Origin of the sequence: Haematobacter massiliensis (genome assembly GCF_000740795.1) — a bacterium.
Classification (GTDB): domain Bacteria; phylum Pseudomonadota; class Alphaproteobacteria; order Rhodobacterales; family Rhodobacteraceae; genus Haematobacter; species Haematobacter massiliensis.
In genome coordinates, this window is record NZ_JGYG01000003.1 from 26,393 (window position 1) to 42,685 (window position 16,293).

Genomic DNA, 16,293 nt, shown 5'->3' on the forward strand with positions numbered 1-16,293 from the left:
TGATTGAAACGGCAGGGCGCAGGCGTGACCCCGATGCAGGTTAAACGGGTTTCCAGAGCGGCTGACGAAGTAGAAGCTGGAAGGCGCCGATCATCTCCAATCAGCGACGATAACTTACCCGTCTAAGTTGAAGGCCCGGCGTCCACATCAGCAGACAAGTCGGAGCTGGAATGGGCGTGCTATCGGCAAGGATTGGCTGCCTGTTGACGGTATCAGCAGCACATGGCCACCAGCCATCATATGTGGGGCGTGATTTACGGACCTCGGTCATTTCCGAGTAAAAACAATCACCCACTTCCAGATACAGGATGTGGCGACCCCGGCAGGATTCGAACCTGCGACCAACCGCTTAGCCTACCACTTCGGCTTTCGCCGCAGGCCGGAGGCCCTTCGTGGTCTGGACTGTCCCTTCACCCTTCCGCGGGAGGCGGGGCGGGTGCCTGCCGTCCAGTCTCTACACCTTCCCCGCAAGGGGGCTTGGCTCGGGATTGCCACGCCGCTCGGCAGAGGTTTCCCCGAATTTGACAGGTTCTGCAGCGCCGGTTTCCCGACGCGCACTCCAATTGAAGGCGGTTGCTCTATCCAGCTGAGCTACGGGGCCATGAGTGGCTGCATGCCGAACTCCTGACAAAATAGCAAGAGCCAAGAGCCAAGAGCCGCGCCAAACCAGCCGAAACGGCTTAGCGCGAATTTTGTGAAGATAAAGAGGAAATTGGTGAGAAACCCGAACTAGTTGAGAAAAAATTCCGTGATCTCACCGAGTTGGGGGACGGACCTGTCCAAAAAGACAGGTCGCGCGAGAACGGAAAATCTCTTACACCTATACGTGCATCAGGTGGTGTGGCGACAGTATTACCAAGTGTCCGTTTCACGAGTTCAGGTCGCCGCGCCGCCTGGTGCCCGCTCCGAAAATCAGCATATCTAGAAGATCACCAACCCCGAAGGGAATGGTGGCCCGGAAGAGATTTGAACTCCTGACATTTCCGATGTGAACGGAACGCTCTACCACTGAGCTACCGGGCCAGCCTGGTCCCTGACGCCTATGCGTCCTGGGTTAATTTGGTGCGGTCGAGAAGACTCGAACTTCCACGGGAGTTACCCCACAGCGACCTCAACGCTGCGCGTCTACCAATTCCGCCACGACCGCACTGCCTTGGCTTGGTGCGGCGGGTGATAGCGAAAGGCTTTGGGAAAGAAAAGGGGGAATCTGCAACTTTTTCCTAACGCCTTTCCAAACTTCATTGCCTGCCAGCAGCGCCTTGATACGTGAGCTCTGGCAGCGGCAACGGCGGTTGCAATCCGGGCGCGGTTCAGGTCTATCCAGCGACGCGGAGCGACAACGCGCTCCCCCGGGCATCCCCGATAACCTGTCGCCGGACGCCAACACCTCGCGGAGTTCAGCAAGATGACCGAGTGGATCATATCAGACAGCCTGATCGCCTATCCCGACGCGCTGGAGATGATGGAGCAACGCGTCGCCGCCATCAGCGCGGGCACGGCAGACGAGGCCGTCTGGCTCTTGGAGCATCCGCCTCTCTATACTGCAGGCACCTCGGCCCGGCTGGAAGATCTTACAGATCCCGACCGCTTTCCGGTCTATGAGGCGCGGCGTGGGGGGCAGTACACCTACCACGGGCCGGGGCAGCGTGTGGCCTATGTCATGCTGGACCTCAATCGGCGCGGGCGTGACGTACGCAAGTTCGTCTGCCGGCTGGAAGACTGGGTCATCGCGACACTGGCGGAGTTCGGCGTGAAGGGCGAACGGCGCGAGGGGCGCGTCGGCGTCTGGGTGGTGCGGCCGGAGAAGGCACCGAACCTCGACGGCTCCCCGCGGGAGGACAAGATCGCGGCAATCGGTGTGCGTGTGCGCCGCTGGGTGACGTTTCATGGCATTTCCATCAACGTGGAGCCGACGCTGGAGCACTTTTCCGGCATCGTGCCCTGCGGCATTCGCGAACACGGAGTGACCAGCCTGGTCGATCTGGGCCTGCCGGTGACGATGGGCGATGTCGATGCCGCGCTGGTCCGCACATGGGAGCGGGTCTTCGGCGACCATCCGATCGGCACCACCTGCAATCCGTAACTCGACACGACCCATCCCGACACGACCGACAAGGAGCCAGCCATGCGTCGTTTTCCCCGCACCGCCAGTGGACTTGCCTTCGCAGCCCTCGTCTCGCTCGCCGCCCCCACACATGCGGAAGGGGATGCAGAGGCGGGCGCGAAGGATTTCGCGAAATGTCGTGCCTGTCACTCCATCACCGCGGCTGACGGAACCGCCATCGTGCGGGGCGGCAAGACCGGGCCCGACCTTTACGGTGTCGTGGGACGGGGCGCCGGGGTGGAATTCAACTACTCCCCCGCCCTGCGCAAGGCGCACGACACGGGGCTTGTCTGGGACGCGGAGAGCCTGACGCAATTCCTGGCGGATCCGACTGGCTTTCTCAAGACATACACCGGTGACAGCGGCGCACGTTCCAAGATGGCCTTTCGCCTGACACGCGGGACGGAGGACATCATCGCCTACCTTTCCGCCGTCGCCGAACCGCAGCCAGACTAAAGTCCGACGCAGCGGGGCAACATTTCCACACCGGGTTGTGATCAGGACGATTGCCCCCTTCGTCCGCGCGCTCTACAACCGCATGCAGAGAGCGGCGCGGGAGGAATGCACCCGGGCGCCGCCCCATCAAGATACGGGAGGCGGCAGCATGGCCGACGCAGCCATCCATGGCCACGAAGGGCATGACAAGCGCGGGTTCTTTACCCGCTGGTTCATGTCGACGAACCACAAGGACATCGGGATTCTCTACCTGTTCACGGCAGGTGCCGTCGGGCTGATTTCCGTCCTGTTCACTGTCTATATGCGGCTGGAGCTGATGCATCCGGGCGTGCAATACATGTGTCTCGAAGGCGCACGGCTCATCCCCTCTGCGGAAGCCTGCACACCGAACGGGCACCTGTGGAACGTGATGATCACCTATCACGGCGTGCTCATGATGTTCTTCGTCGTGATTCCCGCGCTGTTCGGCGGCTTCGGCAACTACTTCATGCCGCTGCATATCGGTGCGCCTGACATGGCGTTCCCGCGCCTGAACAACCTCAGCTACTGGCTGTTCGTGGCGGGGACAGCCCTCGGCGTGGCCTCGCTCTTCGCACCCGGCGGCAACGACCAGTTGGGATCGGGCATCGGATGGGTGCTCTATCCGCCGCTTTCCACGCATGAGACGGGTTATTCCACCGACCTCGCGATCTTTGCGGTGCACGTGTCGGGCGCCTCATCGATTCTGGGCGCGATCAACATCATCACCACGTTCCTGAACATGCGCGCGCCGGGCATGACCCTGCACAAGGTGCCGCTCTTTGCCTGGTCGGTGTTCGTGACGGCCTGGCTGATTCTGCTCGCACTGCCGGTTCTGGCCGGTGCGATCACCATGCTGCTGACGGACCGGAACTTCGGCACCACCTTCTTCGACCCGTCGGGCGGTGGCGATCCGATCCTCTACCAGCATATCCTGTGGTTCTTCGGCCACCCGGAAGTGTACATCATCATCCTGCCGGGCTTCGGCATCATCTCCCATGTCATCGCAACCTTCTCGCGCAAGCCGATCTTCGGCTACCTGCCGATGGTCTATGCGATGGTGGCCATCGGCGTGCTGGGCTTCGTCGTCTGGGCGCACCACATGTACACGGTGGGAATGAGCCTTGCGCAGCAGTCCTACTTCATGCTCGCCACCATGGTCATCGCGGTGCCGACGGGGGTGAAGGTGTTCTCCTGGATCGCCACGATGTGGGGCGGCTCCATCGAGTTCAAGACGCCGATGCTCTGGGCGTTCGGCTTCCTGTTCCTGTTCACCGTGGGCGGCGTGACCGGCCTCGTGCTGAGCCAGGCACCGCTCGACCGCTCCTATCACGATACCTACTATGTGGTGGCGCACTTCCACTATGTGATGTCGCTGGGTGCGGTGTTCGCCATCTTTGCGGGGGTCTATTACTGGATCGGTAAGATGTCGGGCCGGCAATATCCGGAATGGGCAGGCAAGCTGCACTTCTGGATGATGTTCGTCGGCGCGAACCTGACCTTCTTCCCGCAGCACTTCCTGGGCCGTCAGGGGATGCCGCGCCGTTACATCGACTATCCCGAAGCCTTCGCGACGTGGAACCTGGTTTCCTCTCTCGGCGCCTTCCTGTCGTTCTTCTCCTTCGTGTTCTTCATCGGGGTGGTGTTCTATACGCTCACCCGTGGCCAGCGCGTGACCGAGAACAACTACTGGAACGAATATGCCGATACGCTGGAATGGACCCTACCCTCCCCGCCGCCGGAGCACACGTTCGAAACGCTGCCGAAACAGTCCGACTGGGACAAATCCCACGCTCACTGAGCGCGCTGACTGATGCCGTATGAATGGGTCAAACGACTGGAAGGAGCCTCGGAGAAATCCGGGGCTCCTTTACCTTCGGGCGGCGCGGAGCCGTTGGCAGAACTACATCTGTGGCCCTATCGCTCCCTCCCGCGCCGGGGATTTGTATGGGTCATGGGAGGTATGGCGCTGCTTCTGTCCTTGCCTCTCATCGAGGTTTTGGGCTCCCCCGTCCTGTGGGGCCTTCTTCCCTTCGTGCTGGCAGCGCTCTGGGGCCTCTGGTTCGCGCTGAGCCGGAGCTATCGGGACGGCGAAATCCTGGAAAGGCTGACCCTCTGGCCCGACAGGGTCGATGTGCTGCGTGACGGGCCGCGGCAGGCGCATTCCGAATGGCACGCCAACCCGCACTGGGTCAGGGTGGACCTGCATCGTCGGGAGGGGCCGGTGCCGAACTATCTGACACTCTCCGGGGCGGGGCGGGAGATCGAGATCGGTGCCTTTCTCTCGGAAGAGGAGCGCCTCGCCCTCTGGCCGGAGCTGGCCCATCTGTTTCGCAGTGCCTGACTTTCGCAGTACCTGACGTTCAGCCCTTGCGGTCTGGCAGTTCCTTGCGCTTGGTGGCCGCGAATTCTTCGAGCTGCGCCTCGCTCATGTCGTCATACATCTCGCGCGCGGCGCCCTTGAGACTGGACACCGGCTCTTCCCCCCGCTTGGCGGCAAGGGCCGCGCCGGCCGCCTTCTGCTGCGCTTTCGACTTGGCTGGCATAACCGTCTCCGCCGTTGGAATGCGGAGGAGAAACACCGGCTCCTGGTGGTTGTTCCCGGCCGGGGGAGTCCGCCGGGGGAGTCCTCAGATCAGCCGTTCCTAGCCGAGTCGTTCCTTCACTTTCGGGCCGACGGTCGTGAAGTCCATCTGACCGGTATATTTCGCCTTCAGTGCCGCCATCACACGGCCCATGTCGCGCACCGAACCCGCACCAAGTTCCGAGATCGTCTCGGCAATCGCCTTTTCGACTTCCTGCGGGTCGAGCTGCCGAGGCAGGAATTCCTCGATCACCTTGATCTCCGCCCGCTCCTTCTCCGCCAGTTCCAGCCGACCGCCCTCCTCATAGGCGCGCGCGCTTTCCTGACGCTGCTTCACCATGCGGCCCAGGATGGCGAGGATATCGGAATCCGTCGCACCCTGCTCGTTCCCTTCTCCGCGGAGCGCGATATCCCGGTCCTTGATCGCGGCGCTGATGAGCCGGAGCGCAGAGAGCCTGGCGGCATCGCGGTTCTTCATCGCATCCTTGAGGTGCTGGGAGATCAGGTCTCGGAGCTGCATGGCTGTTACCCGTGGCTGTTCGCGAAAGGTTTCAGATATACTCGCACCCGCGCGGAAACAACGGGCGTGATCGCCTTGACCCTGCCGAGAGGTTTGCCTAGTTTCCCGCAGATTTTCCGAAGGAGTCGTCTCATGACCGGTCTGTCCCCCCAGAGCCGCCCGACCGCATGCCTTGCCCTGTCCGATGGCACGGTGTTTTACGGGCGAGGCTTCGGCGCGACCGGCGAGACGGTGGCCGAGCTTGTCTTCAACACCGCGATGACCGGCTATCAGGAGATCATGACCGATCCCTCCTATGCCGGTCAGGTCGTGACCTTCACCTTTCCGCATATCGGCAATGTCGGGGTCAATGCCGATGATGACGAAACCGCCGAACCCGTCGCCGCCGGCATGGTGGTGAAATGGGATCCTACCGAACCTTCCTCCTGGCGTGCGACGGGTGAGCTGACGGACTGGCTCCGCCGCAAGGGGCGGATCGGCATCGGCGGGATCGATACCCGCCGCCTGACCCGTGCCATCCGCCAGCAGGGAGCGCCGCATGTCGCGCTTGCCCATGATCCCGATGGCAATTTCGATGTCGCGGCGCTGGTCGCCAAGGCGCGGGGCTGGAAGGGTCTTGTGGGGCTCGATCTGGCCAAGGATGTGACCTGCGCCCAAAGCTATCGCTGGGACGAAAAGCTCTGGGCTTGGCCCGAAGGTTATAGCCGGCGCGAGGGGCCGGGCGCCAAGGTCGTCGCCATCGACTACGGCGCGAAGCGGAACATCCTGCGCTGCCTGGCGTCTGCGGGCTGCGATGTCACGGTTCTGCCCGCGACCGCAACGGCGGAAGATGTGCTGGCGCTGAACCCTGATGGGGTGTTTCTGTCCAACGGTCCGGGCGATCCCGCAGCGACCGGCGTCTATGCCGTCCCGATGATTCGGGGTGTGCTTGAGCGTGACCTGCCGATTTTCGGCATCTGCCTCGGGCATCAGATGCTGGCCCTCGCGCTTGGCGCGCGGACGGTCAAGATGAACCACGGTCACCACGGCGCGAACCATCCGGTGAAGGATCTGGAGACGGGCAAGGTGGAGATCACCTCCATGAACCATGGCTTCACCGTGGACAGCCAGACCCTGCCCGCGGGCGTGATCGAGACGCATGTAAGCCTGTTCGACGGGTCGAATTGCGGCATCCGCATGAAGGATCGCCCGGTGTTCTCCGTCCAGTATCACCCGGAAGCCAGCCCCGGCCCGCAGGACAGCTACTATCTCTTCGAGCGTTTCGCGGAAGCGATCGAGCGTAAAAAATTGAGCTGATTTGTCTTTCTTAACTTCGCGTTAAGGTTGATCGAGGGAAGTTGACCCCTGTTCCAGGGGGTCAGCATGTCCGTCACGCCGCTTCGGGTCATTCGCGCACATCGTCAACCCGCGCCGGATCGTGCTCGGCCCGATATCGGCGCCTTGCTGGTCGGCAAGGGTGCTCTCCTTCCCGCCGACCTCTTTCGGGCACAGGGGGCGCTCGCGCGTCAGGAAGTGGACATCCCCGATATCCTCCTGGCTCGGGGTCTCGTGTCGGAGGCCACCCTTCTTGCGGCCTTTGCCGACCAAACCAATGCAAGGATCATCGATCCGCTGGCAGAGCACCCCGACGCCCGGCTGATCGACATCTTCGGAGCCGCGCGCTGTCTTCGTGAAGGCCTGCTGCCCTGGCGGCGGGCCGGCGGCGTGACCATCGTGCTGTCCGCCCGCCCCGATGGCTTTCACAGGCGGCGGGAAGAGCTGGTGACGCTCTACGGCCCCGTCGCCCTCGCCCTCGCCTCAGCCCCGGCGATCGAGGAAGCCGTGGTGCGGTCCGCGCGGAAGGAGCTGCGCGATCAGGCCGAATCCACGGTGGGAGAGGAGGAGAGTTGCCGAAACTGGCGGCCGCAGCGTCTGGCCCGGATCGGCCTGGGTCTCGCGATGGTCGTGATGCTGCTGCTCGCAACCTCCCCCCGGCTGGTGCTCGGCATGCTGAGCGCCGCCGCGCTGCTGGTGCTGGCCGCGAGCACAATCCTTCGCGCGGCCGCTTTGGTGGCACGGCTCCCCTCCCTCCTTGCCGAGCGCCGGCCTGTCGCCACATCAGGCAGTCCGGTTCCGCTCATGCGGCTTCCCGTCGTCTCCCTGCTCGTGCCGATGTTCCGGGAGGAAGACATCGCAGCCCGTCTGATCGCACGGCTCGGCCGGATCGACTATCCGCGGGAGCTGCTGGATGTCATCCTCGTGCTGGAGGAGCGGGACAGGCAGACACACACCGCGCTCGCCCGGGCCGATCTTCCGCCCTGGATGCGGATCGTCACGGTTCCCGACGGGCCGCTGCGAACCAAGCCGCGCGCAATGAACTTCGCACTGGATTTCGCCCGCGGATCGATTGTCGGTGTCTATGACGCGGAGGATGCGCCTCATCCGGATCAGATCAATCAGATCGTGCGGCGGTTTTATGAGGCCCCGCCAGACGTCGCCTGTCTGCAGGGCGTCCTCGACTACTACAACGCGCGGACAAACTGGCTCTCGCGGTGCTTTACCGTGGAATACGCGAGCTGGTTTCGGGTGATCCTGCCGGGATTGCAGCGCCTTGGCCTGCCGCTTCCGTTGGGTGGCACCACGCTGTTCATGCGGCGCGAGGCGCTGGAGACGCTTGGCCGCTGGGATGCCCACAACGTGACCGAGGATGCCGATCTGGGGGTCCGCCTGACCCGCCACGGCTATCGGACGGAGGTGTTTCCGACTGTAACGGAGGAGGAGGCCAACTGCCGCGCGCTCCCATGGATCCGGCAGCGCTCCCGCTGGATCAAGGGCCACGCGATCACATGGGCAGTTCACATGCGCAATCCCGGCAAGCTTCGCCGCGATCTGGGCTGGCGAGGGTTCTGGGGGATGCAGCTGATCTTTGCGGGCGCGGTCGCCCAACCCCTTCTGGCGCCCGTGCTCTGGAGCTTCTGGGCGCTTGCACTGGGCCTTGGTCATCCCCTGTCGGGGATGCTGTCGCCCGCAGGCACCACGGCGCTGCTCACGCTGTTCTTCGGAGCCGAGGTGCTGAACATGGTCTGCGGGATGCTGGCCGTTGCGGTGCCGGGACGGCGCTTCCTGATGCCGTTCGTGCCGACGCTGCATGTCTACCACCCGCTTGCGACGCTGGCGGCGGCAAAGGCAGTCTACGAACTCGCCTCACGCCCGTTCTACTGGGACAAGACCGCGCATGGCATCTTCGATGCGCCCGCCCCCGCCTCACCGGCTGTCAACGCGTGAGGATCATACGATCACCGGCGATCTCCAGCCGTTCGAACCGACGAAGGTAGTCCATCCCGAGCAGCGATCCCGGCATCTCGCCCTCGCTCACCCAGGCGGTAACGTTCCGCTCCGCATGGGGACCGAGGCGCAACTCCTCCAGCCGGACGCGCGCGGTCCGCACAAGGCCGTTTGCCGTCATCGCCTGCCCGAAATAGGGGAGTTCATCCGGGTCCAACCCGATGGCGCGGGCATCCTCCCGCGACAGGACGACGTTGGAGGCACCGGTATCCACGATGAAGGAGACCGGCGTGCCATCGACCTCCAATGTCAGATGGAAATGCCCATCCCGCCCGCGCGGCACCTCTATGCGGGCGCCGTCCTCCATCACCTGCTGGCGCGGCATGACGGTGGAGCGGATATCCCCCCATAACCCAATGACCGCCAGCACGCCGAAGAAGATCAGCCCCCAGAGCGCCGCGTGGCGCAGAAGCGTCATCCCTCCCCCGCGGCGGCCCAGCAGAAAGCTCCCGCCGACGGCGGCGAGGAGCAGCATGAGATAGATGAACTGTCCGACGTCGTTTCCGCTCAACCTGCTTCTCCGTTGCCGGTTATGGACATAAGCCGCTGCCGGCCGACCGCCAGCCCCTGCGACCTATGGCCCCGTCAGCAGCCCCATCTGGCGAATGCCGTCGATCACGAATTGCACGGAAAGCGCCGCAAGCAGCATCCCGAACAGCCGCGTCGTGACCATGATCCCTGTAGGGCCGAGCCGCAGCGCGATCCAGCCAGAGGCAAGGCACAGCAGATAAACGATGGCCACCACCGCCACCATCAGCAGAAGGATGATGGCCATGTCCAGTATGCCCGTGCCCGACTCGCCCATAAGCAGGATCATCGTCGTCAGCGCCCCCGGCCCGGCGATCAGCGGGATGGCAAGCGGGAATACCGAAGGGTCGGGCGTCGGCTCATCGGCATTGCGCACGCGCCGTTCCGTCCGCCGCTCGAACAACATGTCGAGCGCGGTGAGGAACAGCAGCAGCCCCCCCGAGATACGGAACGCAGGCATCGAGATGCCGATGGCCGCAAGCAGCGGCTCCCCCAGCAGGCCGAAGGCTGCGAGGATGATGATGGCCGTGATGCTGGCGCGCAGAGCGACCTGCTGACGCTCCTCGGCACTCATCCCCGCGGTGAGGGTAATGAACGGCGCGACAAGCCCGATGGGGTCGATGATGACGAACAGGGTGACGAAGGCCGAAACGATCGCTGTGAGGGTCATCCGCTGGCTCCCCCGCCGTTGAAGCCCCCGACGTCAGAGGCGCTCGTTCTTCAAAACCTCAGCCTTCCGCCGCCTCCAGCCGCTCCAGAGCCTGCAGCCAGAGCGCCTCCGCCCGTTGCAGACCCTCAGTGACCTCAAGGCTCTTGGCCTGCCACTTGCGGGCATCGGCAGCACGTTCCGGAGCATATAGCGCGGGATCGGCCAGAATCGCATCGAGTTTCTTGCGCATTTCCGTAAGCTTCTCGATGCGTTCCTCGGATTTGCGGACCTCCTGGCGGAGCGTCTGGACCTCGTCACGCTTGGGACGCGCCTTTTTCTCCGCCCGCTCCTCCCGCGTGTCATCAGAGAGCAGCATCCGGCGGTAATCCTCGAGATCCTCGTCGAACGGGGTCACATCCCCATCCTTGACCAGCCACAGCCGGTCGGCCACGAGGCTGAGCAGGTGCATGTCGTGGCTGACCAGCACCACAGCACCTGAATACTCCGTCAAGGCGACGACAAGCGCTTCCCTGCTTTCGATATCCAGGTGGTTCGTCGGCTCGTCGAGGATCAGCAGATGCGGCGCGTCAATCGTGGCGAGCAGCAGGCTGAGCCGCGCCTTCTGTCCCCCGGACAGACGGGCAACGGCGGTATCCGCCTGATCCGCCCCAAGGCCGAACCCCGCGAGCCGCGCCCGAAGCCGGGGCTGTCCTTCTGCGGGACGGAGCCGCTGGACATGCTGAAGGGGCGTCTCGTCCAGATACAGCTCATCCACCTGATGCTGGGCGAAATAGCCGACCCGGAGCCTGTTCGACACCGTCATCCGCCCTTCCAGCGGCGCGAGCTTTCCGGCCAGCAGCTTGGAGAGCGTCGATTTCCCCTCGCCGTTGCGGCCAAGCAACGCGATCCGGTCATCCTGGTCGATGCGCAGGTCCAGCCGTTTCAGCACCGCCCGTCCGTCGTAACCCACCGAAACCTTGTCCATCGCGACGATGGGCGGAGAGAGCTCCTCCGGCACGGGGAAGGTGAAGACATGGGCCTTTGCCTCCTCCGGTGCCGTTATCGGCTCCATCCGGGCAAGCTGTTTCAGGCGGCTCTGCGCCTGTCGGGCCTTGCTGGCCTTGGCGCGAAACCTGTCCACGAAGCCCTGCAGATGGGCCCGCCGGAGGTCCTGCTTCTTCGCCTCCGCCGCCTGTAGCGCCCGCTGCTCCGCCCGTTGCCGCGCGAACTGATCGTAGTTGCCCTGCCAGTAGGTGAGCTTGCGGTTGTCCAGATGCAGGATGCCCTGCACGGACCGGTTCAGCAACTCCCGGTCGTGGGAGATGATGATGACCGTATGGGGATAGCGGCGCAGGTAATCCTCCAGCCACAATGCCCCTTCAAGGTCGAGATAGTTCGTCGGCTCGTCGAGCAGCAGCAGGTCCGGCTGCGAGAACAGCACGCCCGCCAGCGCCACGCGCATCCGCCAGCCGCCGGAGAAATCCGAGCAGGGTCGAAGCTGCGCTTCCGCGTCGAAACCGAGACCTTTCAGGATGGAGGAGGCGCGCCCCTCCGCCGACCAGGCGTCGATATCGATGAGCCGGGTGTGAATTTCTGCGATCCGCGCCGCGTCTGTAGCGGTCTCCGCTTCCGCCATCAGGTCAGCGCGTTCGGTATCGGCAGCGAGCACCGTATCAATCAGGGAGACGTTGGAGGACGGCACTTCCTGCGCCACGCCGCCGATGCGCGCGCGGGAGGGAAGAGCGATCTCTCCGCCCTCCAGCGACAACTCTCCCCGGATCAGCCGGAAAAGGGTCGTCTTGCCCGCGCCGTTGCGTCCGACGAGGCCCACCTTGTGGCCAGTCGGAATCGTGGCCGAGGCATGATCGAAGAGCGGTCTGCCCTCCACGCTGTAGCTGATATCGGTGATCCTGAGCATGGGCTGGGCATGTCCTCTGCGCGGGGGGTTGTCAATCCGGCGCCGTCAAATACGGCGCGTCGGCAGCAAGAGAGCGATTCAACAGCAGGCGAAAGACGCGCGGCTTCCCATCGCAGGCGTCCCGTGCTAGCAGGGCGCGGCAATCCGGGGCGCCCTGTCGGTGCCGCCGGCAAAAGGATATGTGACATGGCCATCGAACGGACCCTTTCGATCATCAAGCCCGACGCCACCGCCCGGAACCTGACCGGCAAGATCAACGCGCGCTTCGAAGAAGCGGGCCTGCGGATCGTCGCGCAGAAGCGCCTCTGGCTCTCCGAAGCCCAGGCCGGCAAATTCTACGAGGTCCACAAGGACCGTCCCTTCTACGGCGAGCTGGTAAGCTTCATGGCCTCCGGCCCGGTGGTCGTGCAGGTGCTGGAAGGTGAAGGCGCGATCGCCAAGAACCGCGAAGTGATGGGCGCGACCAACCCGGCCAATGCTGCCGATGGCACGATCCGCAAGGACTTCGCCCTGTCGGTCGGCGAGAACTCGGTTCACGGCTCCGACGCGCCGGAAACGGCTGCCGAAGAGATCGCCTTCTACTTCTCCGGCCTCGAAATCGTCGGCTGAGGCCGTCACCAGGAATGAAAAAGGGCCGTCCCGATTGGGGCGGCCTTTCCTTTGGCGCTTCGGCGCAACGGGCTGTAGCGTCCGAACCCGTTGGGGTCAGATTGCAGCCCAGTCGGTGAACGTCGTTTTCCGGCGTGTCTGGAACGCAGGCTGTGCGGCCTGGCTCTGCGCCGCGTCGATGTCGTCTGCGCCCATCTGCGGCGCGTGATTGTTGCTGTCCCCGGCCTGTTGAACAGGTTGCTGGACGGGCGGCTTCGCGGATGCCATTCCACTGCTCCTTGGTTTGTGGCGATGGCTACTTACTCCCTCCGCAGAAGGAAGCAAGGGGCGATCTTCCGGCCCACGCGATCATGTGATCACACCGAGAGAAAACAACCGGTGTCTGGCAGGTTTCCGCAGCATGACAGGCGCGTGAGGGAACCAAGTGACCTTTTGCAAAGCAATGTAAATAAACGATTTTTCTACCTACTTTTATATCATTGCCGCTCACGCAACCCGTAGGAAGCACGCGCAAGGATGGATTAATGTTACTCCAGAAACACTCCGTGAGCGATACATCACCGGCCAAAATGCCACAGCGATCCGAAGGCGACGGCGAACCGAAGCAAACAGTATTGTTTCCACGTGAGCGCCAGAGTGCGGCATCAAGTGATCGCAAATGGTCATGGTCAAAGCGGAGGCGACTGCGGCGCGCAGGTCGATCGGGTATTCGTGGAAACCAGCCTCAGTCGCTTGAGTTCCAAGAACTGTCTCTCGATGAGGATGCAACAGCTCGACCAGACGCCATCCCGCGTCGTTCAGACCCTGTCACGCGATCCCTTCCCCCTGCTTTCCGCAGAAGTAAGTCAGCATGTAGCACAAACCTCCGCGCACCACGCCTAGTCGCGAGGGTTTCCGGCCCCAAGTCCCGCCCGCATCAGGGTCTTTCGCACCGGAGCCGCGGAATAGAACGCACCCAATGCCGCAGCACGCAGGTCCCGGAGGGGGCGGGCCGACACCATGGAGGCGCGGTTGAGCAGGTCGATGCCCGCTTGCCGCAGATGAACGTCTCGCTCCCGCTGCAACGCGAACTGCCGCAGCATCCCGGCCCCGCCGAGGCCCGCGGGATCGGATACCGCAAGATCGGCAAGCGCCGCGATGTCGGCGAGGCTCATGTTCAGACCCTGCGCTCCGATGGGCGGGACGACATGCGCAGCTTCCGCCACCAGCGCCACACGCTCCGCCGTCATCCGCTCCGCCCGCTGGGCGATGATGGGCCAAAGGCTCCGGCGCGTGATGAGGCGGAGCGGACCCATCACTTCCGCCGAACGCTCGGTCGCTTCGGCCTCGAAGTCTTCCACCGACAGACGGGAAAGGCGCAGCGCCTCCGGTCCGCTTTCCATCCAGACCACCGCGGATGCCGGGCGGCCATCCCGATCCGGCAACGGGACAAGCGTGAACGGCCCGCCGGAACGGTGAACTTCGGTCGAGATACCGCCATGCGGCACAGGGTGGCTTACGGCGAAAGCCAAAGCCTTCTGGCCATAGGACACCCGCCGGACGGGAATCGACAACGCTTCCCTGACCGGAGAATTGCGCCCGTCTGCCGCGACGAGAAGCCTCGCAGAGACCTGTCCCCCGTCGGAGAGTGTGACCAGGGCCGCCTCCGTCCGGGTCAGAACACCTGCCGTCGCCACACCCGTGCGGAACGCGACATTCGGCATCTCGGCCAGCCGGGCGACCATCTCCCGGCGCAGCAGCCAGTTCGGAAGGTTCCAGCCGAAGGGCTGATCCGAGATATCGGCGGAGTCGAAATCGCGCGTGAGCCGGGGGATCGTCTGCGCCCCTCCCGCATCAACGATGCGCATGATGGAGAGCGGTGCGGCAAAGGGCGCGAGCCGCTCCCACAGCCCCGCGCGGGTAAGCAGATCAACGGCCGGCTGCAGGAAGGCGGTGGTGCGCAGGTCGGCCGCCGGGTCGGCCTCCTCCACCGACGGCGGAGCGGGATCGACGCAGAGCGTGCGGAGGCCGAGGTTGCCGAACACCGCCGCCGCCGTCAATCCGGCCACGCCACCGCCGGAGATCATCACGTCAAAGCCTTCGCGCTGCATCTCAGCCCCCCTGACCGCTGGCGAGCCGGGCAAGGAACCCGGCCAGATCGTCCGTGTGATGGCGCACATGCGGCGCGTCCAGCCGTTCTGGCGCGACCAGCACCGTCTGCATTCCCATCTCATGAGGCGCGAGAAGGTTCCGGGGATCGTCCTCGAACATCGCGGCTTCCGCTCCGATGACGCCCGCAAGCCCGAACACGGTGTCGAAGGCTGCGCGCTGCGGTTTGGGAACGTAGCCTGCATGCTCCACCCCATAGATCCCGTCGAACAGGTCCGACAGTCCCCGCGCCTCCAGCACCCGCTCCGCATAGGGCGCCGAACCATTGGTATAGACGAACCGCCGGCCCGGCAGCGCCGCGATCTCCGACCTGAGCGCGGGATCGGGGGACAGCACGTCAAAGGAGATGTCGTGCACGCGGGTCAGATAGGATCCAGGCTCCACCCCATGTTCGCTCATCAGCCCGGCAAGCGTGGTGCCATAGAGCGACCAGTAATGATGGCGCAGCCGGTCAGCCTCCTGTTGCGCGACGCCGAGCGTCTCCATGACATATTCCGTCATGCGCCTTTCGATCTGGTCGAAAAGCCGCATGGCCGGGGGATAGAGCGTGTTGTCGAGATCGAACACCCACTGGCGGACATGGGCGAAGTCGTTCGACGGAGGCGTGGCTTGGCGTGTCATCGCACCTGTCTAGGCCCAGCGACGCCCCGCCGCAACGCCCCCCCCGCGTCTCCGTCCCTATGCCTATCCACGACGCTTGGCCTTGCCCCGGCCCATCGCGCCCACTAGCTTCGGCCCCAACATTCCGAGACATCCGCATGACTGCCATCAAAGATCCGCCGAAAGACGCCTATTCCCTCATTCTCGACGCGATAGACGCCGGTATCTATCGGCCGGGGCACAGGCTGGTCGAGTCGGAGCTTGCCGACCGTTTCGGCGTGTCGCGCACACCCATCCGGGAAGCTCTGCAACGGCTTGAGACACAATCCATGCTCGTCCGGGACGGGAGGAGCATGGTGGTGGCCTCGCTCGATCATCACCAGCTCGCGGAACTGTATGCCGTTCGGGCCGAGCTGGAGGGTCTGGCCGCCCGTCTCGCGGCCCGCCATGCCACGGATGAGGAGGTGCGCGTGCTCCGCGCCATGGCGGAGGAGGATCGCCGTCTTGCCAATGACCCGACCGCGCTGGCCCGCGCCAACCGGCGCTTTCACCATCAGATCCATCTGGCGTCGCACAACCGCTATCTGATCCAGCAGCTCGACCTCGTGCACCGCTCCATGGCGCTCCTGGCCTCCACGTCCCTTGCGGCGGAAGGGCGGGCCGACGCGGCCCTTCTGGAGCATCAGGCGATCATTACGGCCATCGCCCAGCGGGATGGGGATACTGCGGCGGAGGCGGTGAAAACCCATATCTCGCGGGCCTATGAGATGCGTCTGAAGCTGGACGCGCAGAAGTCCGAACAGTTCTGAGGGTGTCGTCCGCACTCGCCGCCCCC

General features: G+C 64.2%; 16 protein-coding genes and 2 tRNA genes. 8 read left to right on the forward strand and 10 right to left on the reverse strand.

Translation table 11 applies throughout. From position 1 onward, the window contains the following. Window positions 1–948 precede the first annotated feature (948 nt). Both CN97_RS05805 and CN97_RS05810 read right to left on the reverse strand, forming a co-directional pair. Window positions 949–1,023: transfer RNA gene (locus CN97_RS05805), tRNA-Val, on the reverse strand. A 37-nt stretch (window positions 1,024–1,060) separates the two neighbouring features. Then, window positions 1,061–1,147: transfer RNA gene (locus CN97_RS05810), tRNA-Leu, on the reverse strand. 258 nt (window positions 1,148–1,405) lie between these two features. Between CN97_RS05810 and lipB the strand changes: the two genes are divergently transcribed. The 4 genes from lipB (at window position 1,406) to CN97_RS05830 (ending at window position 4,922) form a co-directional block, all read left to right on the forward strand. Beyond that, window positions 1,406–2,083: a lipoyl(octanoyl) transferase LipB gene (gene lipB / locus CN97_RS05815; protein ID WP_035708580.1), complete on the forward strand. Its 678-nt coding sequence runs from the start codon at window positions 1,406–1,408 to the stop codon at window positions 2,081–2,083. A 42-nt stretch (window positions 2,084–2,125) separates the two neighbouring features. Further along, window positions 2,126–2,560 (forward strand): c-type cytochrome, encoded by a 435-nt coding sequence (locus CN97_RS05820; RefSeq protein ID WP_035708582.1) that lies wholly within the window; start codon window positions 2,126–2,128, stop codon window positions 2,558–2,560. A 148-nt stretch (window positions 2,561–2,708) separates the two neighbouring features. Continuing rightward, window positions 2,709–4,379 (forward strand): cytochrome c oxidase subunit I, encoded by a 1,671-nt coding sequence (gene ctaD / locus CN97_RS05825; protein WP_035708584.1) that lies wholly within the window; start codon window positions 2,709–2,711, stop codon window positions 4,377–4,379. A gap of 12 nt (window positions 4,380–4,391) precedes the next feature. Continuing rightward, on the forward strand, window positions 4,392–4,922 hold the full coding sequence (locus CN97_RS05830) for a DUF2244 domain-containing protein (protein WP_035708586.1): 531 nt from the start codon (window positions 4,392–4,394) through the stop codon (window positions 4,920–4,922). A gap of 19 nt (window positions 4,923–4,941) precedes the next feature. On the opposite strand, the gene CN97_RS05835 is transcribed toward CN97_RS05830, so the two are convergent. Next, window positions 4,942–5,124 carry a DUF3008 family protein gene (locus tag CN97_RS05835; protein ID WP_035708589.1) on the reverse strand — a complete coding sequence of 61 codons (183 nt, stop codon included), beginning with the start codon at window positions 5,122–5,124 and terminating at the stop codon, window positions 4,942–4,944. 99 nt (window positions 5,125–5,223) lie between these two features. After that, window positions 5,224–5,682: a GatB/YqeY domain-containing protein gene (locus CN97_RS05840; RefSeq protein WP_035708592.1), complete on the reverse strand. Its 459-nt coding sequence runs from the start codon at window positions 5,680–5,682 to the stop codon at window positions 5,224–5,226. A 132-nt stretch (window positions 5,683–5,814) separates the two neighbouring features. Between CN97_RS05840 and carA the strand changes: the two genes are divergently transcribed. Both carA and CN97_RS05850 read left to right on the forward strand, forming a co-directional pair. Then, a complete protein-coding gene (gene carA / locus CN97_RS05845) occupies window positions 5,815–6,978 on the forward strand; it encodes a glutamine-hydrolyzing carbamoyl-phosphate synthase small subunit (protein ID WP_035708595.1) in 1,164 nt (387 codons plus the stop codon). Window positions 6,979–7,044: 66 nt separating this feature from the next. Next, a complete protein-coding gene (locus CN97_RS05850; protein WP_035708598.1) occupies window positions 7,045–8,946 on the forward strand; it encodes a glycosyltransferase family 2 protein in 1,902 nt (633 codons plus the stop codon). Here CN97_RS05850 and CN97_RS05855 read toward each other — a convergent pair. The 3 genes from CN97_RS05855 to CN97_RS05865 form a co-directional block, all read right to left on the reverse strand. Next, on the reverse strand, window positions 8,936–9,517 hold the full coding sequence (locus CN97_RS05855; RefSeq protein WP_035708601.1) for a retropepsin-like aspartic protease family protein: 582 nt from the start codon (window positions 9,515–9,517) through the stop codon (window positions 8,936–8,938). The two genes, CN97_RS05850 and CN97_RS05855, sit on opposite strands and share 11 nt — an antisense overlap. 63 nt (window positions 9,518–9,580) lie before the next feature. Next, on the reverse strand, window positions 9,581–10,204 hold the full coding sequence (locus CN97_RS05860) for a MarC family protein (protein WP_035708604.1): 624 nt from the start codon (window positions 10,202–10,204) through the stop codon (window positions 9,581–9,583). Between the two features lie 58 nt (window positions 10,205–10,262). Further along, window positions 10,263–12,101 (reverse strand): ABC-F family ATP-binding cassette domain-containing protein, encoded by a 1,839-nt coding sequence (locus CN97_RS05865; RefSeq protein ID WP_035708605.1) that lies wholly within the window; start codon window positions 12,099–12,101, stop codon window positions 10,263–10,265. 186 nt (window positions 12,102–12,287) lie between these two features. Between CN97_RS05865 and ndk the strand changes: the two genes are divergently transcribed. Further along, a complete protein-coding gene (gene ndk / locus CN97_RS05870; RefSeq protein ID WP_035708607.1) occupies window positions 12,288–12,710 on the forward strand; it encodes a nucleoside-diphosphate kinase in 423 nt (140 codons plus the stop codon). Between the two features lie 96 nt (window positions 12,711–12,806). Here the strand turns inward: ndk and CN97_RS20555 are convergent, their stop codons facing one another. The 3 genes from CN97_RS20555 to CN97_RS05880 all read right to left on the reverse strand — a co-directional run bounded on the left by CN97_RS20555 (window position 12,807) and on the right by CN97_RS05880 (window position 15,479). Then, window positions 12,807–12,977 (reverse strand): hypothetical protein, encoded by a 171-nt coding sequence (locus CN97_RS20555; protein WP_156969575.1) that lies wholly within the window; start codon window positions 12,975–12,977, stop codon window positions 12,807–12,809. A gap of 611 nt (window positions 12,978–13,588) precedes the next feature. After that, a complete protein-coding gene (locus CN97_RS05875; protein WP_035708610.1) occupies window positions 13,589–14,800 on the reverse strand; it encodes a UbiH/UbiF family hydroxylase in 1,212 nt (403 codons plus the stop codon). A gap of 1 nt (window position 14,801) precedes the next feature. Further along, window positions 14,802–15,479: a pyrimidine 5'-nucleotidase gene (locus tag CN97_RS05880; RefSeq protein WP_035708613.1), complete on the reverse strand. Its 678-nt coding sequence runs from the start codon at window positions 15,477–15,479 to the stop codon at window positions 14,802–14,804. A 137-nt stretch (window positions 15,480–15,616) separates the two neighbouring features. On the opposite strand from CN97_RS05880, the gene CN97_RS05885 reads away from it, so the two are divergent. Then, the gene (locus CN97_RS05885; protein ID WP_035708616.1) at window positions 15,617–16,267 is read left to right on the forward strand and encodes a GntR family transcriptional regulator; all 651 of its coding nucleotides are present in this window, start codon (window positions 15,617–15,619) and stop codon (window positions 16,265–16,267) included. The last annotated feature ends 26 nt before the right edge of the window (window positions 16,268–16,293 follow it).